Annotated in this window: 6 protein-coding genes; 5 read left to right on the plus strand and 1 reads right to left on the minus strand. The window is 58.8% G+C overall.

Going from position 1 to position 6,000, the window contains the following annotated elements:
• The first annotated feature begins 11 nt into the window (after nt 1–11).
• The 4 genes from NKH99_RS30860 (at nt 12) to NKH99_RS30875 (ending at nt 5,007) form a co-directional block, all read left to right on the plus strand.
• Entirely contained in the window at nt 12–1,565 is a 1,554-nt protein-coding gene (locus tag NKH99_RS30860; protein WP_352999471.1) for a trimethylamine methyltransferase family protein, read from the plus strand.
• A 5-nt stretch (nt 1,566–1,570) separates the two neighbouring features.
• A complete protein-coding gene (locus NKH99_RS30865; protein WP_353017623.1) occupies nt 1,571–2,680 on the plus strand; it encodes a mandelate racemase/muconate lactonizing enzyme family protein in 1,110 nt (369 codons plus the stop codon).
• Nucleotides 2,680–3,735: a GlxA family transcriptional regulator gene (locus NKH99_RS30870; protein WP_353017625.1), complete on the plus strand. Its 1,056-nt coding sequence runs from the start codon at nt 2,680–2,682 to the stop codon at nt 3,733–3,735. Before NKH99_RS30865 ends, NKH99_RS30870 begins: the two co-directional genes overlap by 1 nt.
• 546 nt (nt 3,736–4,281) lie before the next feature.
• A complete protein-coding gene (locus tag NKH99_RS30875; RefSeq protein WP_502900129.1) occupies nt 4,282–5,007 on the plus strand; it encodes an autoinducer binding domain-containing protein in 726 nt (241 codons plus the stop codon).
• A gap of 233 nt (nt 5,008–5,240) precedes the next feature.
• On the opposite strand, the gene NKH99_RS30885 is transcribed toward NKH99_RS30875, so the two are convergent.
• The gene (locus NKH99_RS30885; protein ID WP_352503551.1) at nt 5,241–5,507 is read right to left on the minus strand and encodes a DNA -binding domain-containing protein; all 267 of its coding nucleotides are present in this window, start codon (nt 5,505–5,507) and stop codon (nt 5,241–5,243) included.
• Between the two features lie 121 nt (nt 5,508–5,628).
• On the opposite strand from NKH99_RS30885, the gene NKH99_RS30890 reads away from it, so the two are divergent.
• Nucleotides 5,629–5,847, plus strand: coding sequence for a helix-turn-helix transcriptional regulator (locus NKH99_RS30890; RefSeq protein ID WP_023730016.1), 219 nt, complete (start codon nt 5,629–5,631; stop codon nt 5,845–5,847).
• Nucleotides 5,848–6,000 lie beyond the last annotated feature (153 nt).

The following is a 6,000-nucleotide window of genomic DNA, read 5'->3' on the forward strand; positions in this document are numbered from 1 at the left end:
TGGAGGCCGGCATGACTGCTCAACTACAACTTTCTCGTAGAGGAGGGCGGGAAGCGCGGCGGACGATCCGCACGGCGCCAAAGGTCGACATGTTGCCGACGCTGAAGCGGGGCCTGCCTGTGATAGAGCCGATGGATGTCGAGCAGGTTGAACGTATTCATGAGGCTTCTCTCGCCATCCTGGAAGAAGTGGGCGTGGTGTTTCGCGATCCGATCGCGATTGAGGACTGGAAGAGAGCCGGAGCGGACGTTCGCGCGGATGACCGCGTTCATCTCGATCGCGGCCTGGTCATGGAGCTGATCAAGACCATTCCCCCCAACGTCCAGTACTTCGCGCGAGATCCAGCGAAGAATGTCGAGCTCGGAGGCGACAAATCCATCTTCGTGCCGATGACCGGCGCGCCGTACATGCGCGACCTTGATGACGTCAGGCGTGGCCCGACGATCGCGGACCTTGGGACCTTCCATAAGCTGGCTCACATGATGCCGGCGTTGCATTCATCGGCGCACCACATCGTCGAGCCAATGGACATTGTTGTCGCGCATCGGCACCTGCACATCACCTATTCGTCAATGAAGCACTCCGACAAGATATTCATGGGCATGACCACCTCGCCCAAAAATGCCGAGGACGTGCTCGACATGTGCGAGATCCTTTTCGGCGAGGGCTTCCTCGAGAAGCACGCAGTGACTACCGGAAACTGCAATGGCAATTCGCCGCTGGTATGGGACCAGGTCATGCTGGGCGGCATGCGTGCTTTCTGCCGGCGCAACCAGCCCGTCTTGTGCTCGCCCTTCGTTCTCGGCGGCGCGAACACGCCAGCCTCCACCGCGGCGGCAGTGGCGCAGCTCAATGCGGAGGCGCTTTCGGCACTCGCCTACACGCAGGTGGTGCGCAAGGGCTGCCCTGCCATTTATGGGCATTACCTGTCGACCGTGTCGATGCAATCGGGAGCGCCGATGGCGGGAACGCCAGAGATATCGCTCATGAATTTCATGATCGGCCAGATGGCTCGTCGCTATAACGTGCCCTGGCGCACTTCGAACCTGCTCGGTGGAGCCAAGATCTTCGATGCGCAAGCTGGCTATGAAAGTGCGATGACGATGATGGCCGTGCTGATGTCTGGCGCAAACTACATCTGGCATTCGGCTGGCTGGAATGAAGCCGGCATGCATTGCTCGATCGCAAAGTTCGTTGTGGACGCCGAAGTCTGCGCCATGGGCTATCGCATGACGCAAGGCATCCAGTGGGACGATTTTGATGAAGCCCTGGCCGCGGTCCGCGATGTCGGCCCAGGCGGCCATTACTTTGGCCATCCGCATACACAGGCAAACTTCGAGAAGGCCTTCTTTATTCCGAAACTCTTCGACAATAACTCGATCGAGCAGTGGTACGCTGGTGGCTCCAAGGATATCAAGCAACGTGCCCTCGATCATGCGCGCCGCCTTCTGGCCGAATATGAAGAACCTAAGCTCGACGTCGCGAAGGACGAGGAATTGCGCGCTTATATCGATCGTCGCTCAAGGGAAATCCCCGCCGTCGAGGCACTCAACGAGGAATACTGAGCATCATGCGCATTGACCGGATCAACGTCTATAGTACCAAGCTGCCTGTTAAAGGTGGCACCTATCGAATGGCAAGCGCCGACGTCGACGCGCTTGACAGCACCCTTGTCGAGGTTGTGACAAATGACGGGTTGACTGGCTGGGGCGAAACCTGCCCGGTAGGGCCGGTTTATCAGCCGCATCATGCACTCGGCGCACGCGCGGCGATTGCCGAAATCGCGCCAGGTCTTATGGGCGCGGAGATTGCGTCGATCAGGCTTCTCGCCAATCGCATGGACGAGCGCTTGAACGGGCATGGCTATGCCAAGGCAGCGTTCGACATAGCGTTTCTCGACCTCCTTGGGCAACGGCTGGGAGTGCCGGTTTCAACGCTTTTGGGCGGCGCCCTGGCCGATCGCGTCCCGTCCTACTATTCGCTGATTGTTGGCTCACCGGACGAAACGGCCAGGATTGCCACCGACAAGGTGAAGGCAGGTTATCCACGGCTGCAGGTCAAAATCTCGGGGCGAAATCTCGAAGAGGATGTGGCCGTCGTTCACAAGGTTTGGGAGGCGGTCGGCTACAAAGCGCGTATCGCAGTGGATGGCAACAGGGGCCTCACTGTCGCTGCAGCGATTCATCTGGACCGGCTTTGCCAAGCGATCCCATTCGTTTTCGAACAAGCCTGCAACACTATGGATGAGGTCGCCACTCTAAAGGGTAGGGTGACGCATCCGGTATATCTGGATGAGAACACCGACGATCAGAACGCAGTACTCAGGGCGATCTCCCTCGGCATCGCGGATGGCTTCGGCTTCAAGGTCACTCGTCTCGGCGGCCTCACCAAAATGGCGACAATGCGCGACCTTTGCGCCATCCGGTCGTTACCGCACAGCTGTGACGACGCATGGGGTGGCGACATAATCGCGGCGGCTTGCGTACACTTGGCTTCCACTGTGGAGCCGCGCCGTTTTGAGGGCGCCTGGATCGCGCAGGAATATATCGAAGGACATTTCGACGCGAAGAATCCGATCGTCATCGAAAATGGTCACATCGCCGTACCCCAGCGGCCAGGCCTCGGTGTCAAACCGGAAACCGGCATGTTCGGTCAGCCGGTAGTCACGTACGGATCCTAGTGAACGCGCCCGCCAACATCATCGCAATGACGTCGTTGGCCACGCCGAATATTTCGGCGGCGGCCGATCGACCGTTTGACTTGGTGGCTCTTTTGTTACCCGGGTTCTCGCACCTGGCGCTTCACGCCTATATCGAACCTTTTCGCATCGCCAACACGGTATCGAGGCTCCCGCTGTTCCGGTGGCGAATCGCGGGGCTTGACGCTCGGCCAATCGAGGGCGCCAACGGCCTTTCGGTTGCCGTTGATGTCGTGATAGACGAGCTGCTTGCCGGTTCGGGCGATCGCAGACCGAACCAGCTCGCTATCGTGACGGGCGAGCTGGTAGAACAGCAACTGACGCCTGAACTCAACGGATTTCTGCGAATGATGGCGCGTCGCGGGGTGCCGATATCTGCGGTTGGGACAGCGACATGGCTGCTTGCTCGGACGGGCCTTCTGGCAGGCACACGCTGCACGATACACTGGTCGCGGCTCGCTGCTTTCGCCGAAGTGTTCAACCAGCCCCGCATAAGCGATTCCTTGTTTGTCAAGGACGGCCAGTATTCAACCTGCGCGGGAGAACTGGCAGCTTTCGACCTGGCGATCGATCTGATCGGCAGCCATGCCGGCGGGTATATTGCACAGGAGGTCTGCCGCCACGCGACTGTCCAAGGTCAGCGCTCAGGATCAAACCGCCAGACCGGGCCGTCGGGTCTAGCCTTTGCCGGTGTGAGCGACAAGCTCCTGATGGCAATGCGGATCATGGAAGAAAATGTGGAGTTCCCGCTAACAATGGAGGATGTCGCGCAACGGGCCGGAGTATCGCGGCGCCAGCTGGAACGCTTGTTCGCTTCCCATATCGGACTTCCGCCAGTGCGTCACTATCTCCGGATTCGCACAGACCATGCGAAGCGCCTGATCGAAGGCACACGGATGCCCATCATCGACATTGCCATGGCCTGCGGGTTTACGTCTGCTTCGCACTTCGCAAAGTGCTTCAGAGCCTTCAATCGAATGTCGCCGCAGCAGTGTCGAGCGATAGTGCCGGCTTGGGTTGGGCCCGGCTTAAGATGATAGATTGATATTTGAATTTAGCGGAGAACAGCGGCACCTCTAGCCATGCTAAATGTTTGGAGTCGATCTGCCCACCAACAATCAGAAAGCGGCGCAACAATACGTCCGGATCATAGCGCTCAAAGCGGCGAGATGAGCCTATCCGTTGTGCTCTTCCGTGTCGACCGACGTTCACGCGGCAACCATTGGATTGATGACGGCTTTGATACGGCCCCGATCATGGTGGCGCAGGATGACTTCTCACCATTGCATGATGCGGGGCGGCGAGGATTTCATTTCGCCCCAAGAACCTCTCTGATTGCACTATTGCGTTGGGAAGATGCTGTAGCTTCTCGGTGATGGCCGTTCAAACAGTCCAGCGCAGCTGCGGTTGGCGACGACCGGTGCGAAGATCATGCAAGCTCCGTCGCATTCTGTAACGACGGTCAGCCCGGCCATGCCTGCAAAACCCGGCCGCAGTTGTGCGGCCGGGTTGGCGGGGTCTCCAGATCTGGGTTGCGCGCAGTAGACGGATGGAGGGATCGAGTCAGGACAATGACGAAGAAGATGCCGCTTCTCTTCGAGACATTTGTGGAAAAGCTTTCGGAGAGTGTCGATGAAACAGATTTCCGGGATGCCATGGCCGGGGCGGCCACAGCACTTGATCTACTCACCTTTGCCTATTTGGCGTTGCCATTGCAATCTTGTGGCGAGCCCAAGCTGATCTCGAATTATCCGCCTCCCTGGACCGCGCACTATCTGCAAAACCAGTATCAGAAAGTCGATCCCGTCATCATGCGTGCGCGGTGTGGCGGCTGCCCGTTTCCATGGGGATCGGATTTGCGTGGCGTTGAGATGTCGCCGGCTCAACAGAAGCTTTTTGATGAGGCGGCCCAGTTCAGCATCCGCTGCGGTTTGACGATCCCGATTATCGATCGTAGAGGCTGTGTTGCAGCGATGACTTTTGCCGCTGATAAGCCCAATTCCGCATTCCTGCGCGTTGCTGAGCGATATGAACAGGCGCTCCAACTCATGGCGACATTTTTTCACATTTATGCTCGTCGAAAGCTGTCCGGCAACCGAACAGTGGACGGCGTTTCGTTGACACCTCGTGAATATGAATGTCTGCAATGGGCGGCGCGCGGAAAGTCTGCCTGGGCTATGGGCTGCATCTTGGGCATCAAACCGCGCACCGTCGCTTTCCACCTCGAGAATGCGAAGAAGAAGCTCGGCGTGCACACCAAGGATCAGGCCGTAGCCCTGCTGGCCTCCTCGCGATCTTCAATTCTCTGAGAAACTGAATTCGTCTTTGGTCGTCCTGAGCATGAGCACAGGCTGTTTCGGGTGGCCATTCGCCTCCAATGCAGGGCCATTCCTTCCCAGACGCCATCATGATGCAACTTATTGCACCCGATTGGTACGGTGACTTTGCCAACGAACTACATGCAATGCACCCTCTGCGAGACCGCGTTTTCAAGGAGCGTTTCCTTGCTTGAAAGGCGAAACGGAGCGCACAGCGGGATTGTTCAGCCGGCGAACAATTCCTTGTAGCCAGTTGTGACCATCCAGTTCGCACGGTCGAGATGACTACGAAGAGCCTTCCTGGCGCGCTCCGGTTCGCGTGCTGGATCGATGCCGAGGATGAGGTGGGCCATCTCTTCTTCGCTCGCATCATCGGCGGAGGCGTCTAGGAGCCGCATATAAGTCGTGAAATGCGCTTTATCGTATGCCGTGAGGCTGTCCGACCAGTGCACTTCGTCGGCAATTGGCGTGCTCGATTTAGGCTGTAACATCGCTGGTTATATCTCCGGAAAACGGCCTCCGCGAAGCCCCTCCGCCAGCGATTTAGATGCTCGATGTGGATTACATTTATAGTTGATAAACTTAAGCTGCCTAATCCGCTGGCTGTCGTGCATGGATATGCGCAGGTTGGTCGGACGTAATGTGCAGAGGATCAGGCTAAGGAAGCGTCTGACGCAGGAGCAGCTTGCCGAGATTTCCGGGTTCAGCCAGCAGTACATCAGCGGCTTGGAGAAGGGCCGAAGAAATCCGACGATCATCACGATCTATGAACTGGCATTGGCCCTCGGCGTCAGCCACACGGATCTGGTTCGGCCCGACAAACAGGCCTGACGCACCCACTTCCAAGTAATTGCTACTGGCCCGGGGGGGGGGGGGGGGGGGGGGGCGGGGGGGGGGGGGGGGGGGGGCGGGCCCGGGGGGCGCGGGGGGTGCAGGGGGGGGGGGGGGAGGGGGGGGGGGGCGGCGGGGGCGGGCGGGGGGGGG

The organism is Mesorhizobium sp. M0854 (assembly GCF_040319815.1).
Classification (GTDB): domain Bacteria; phylum Pseudomonadota; class Alphaproteobacteria; order Rhizobiales; family Rhizobiaceae; genus Mesorhizobium.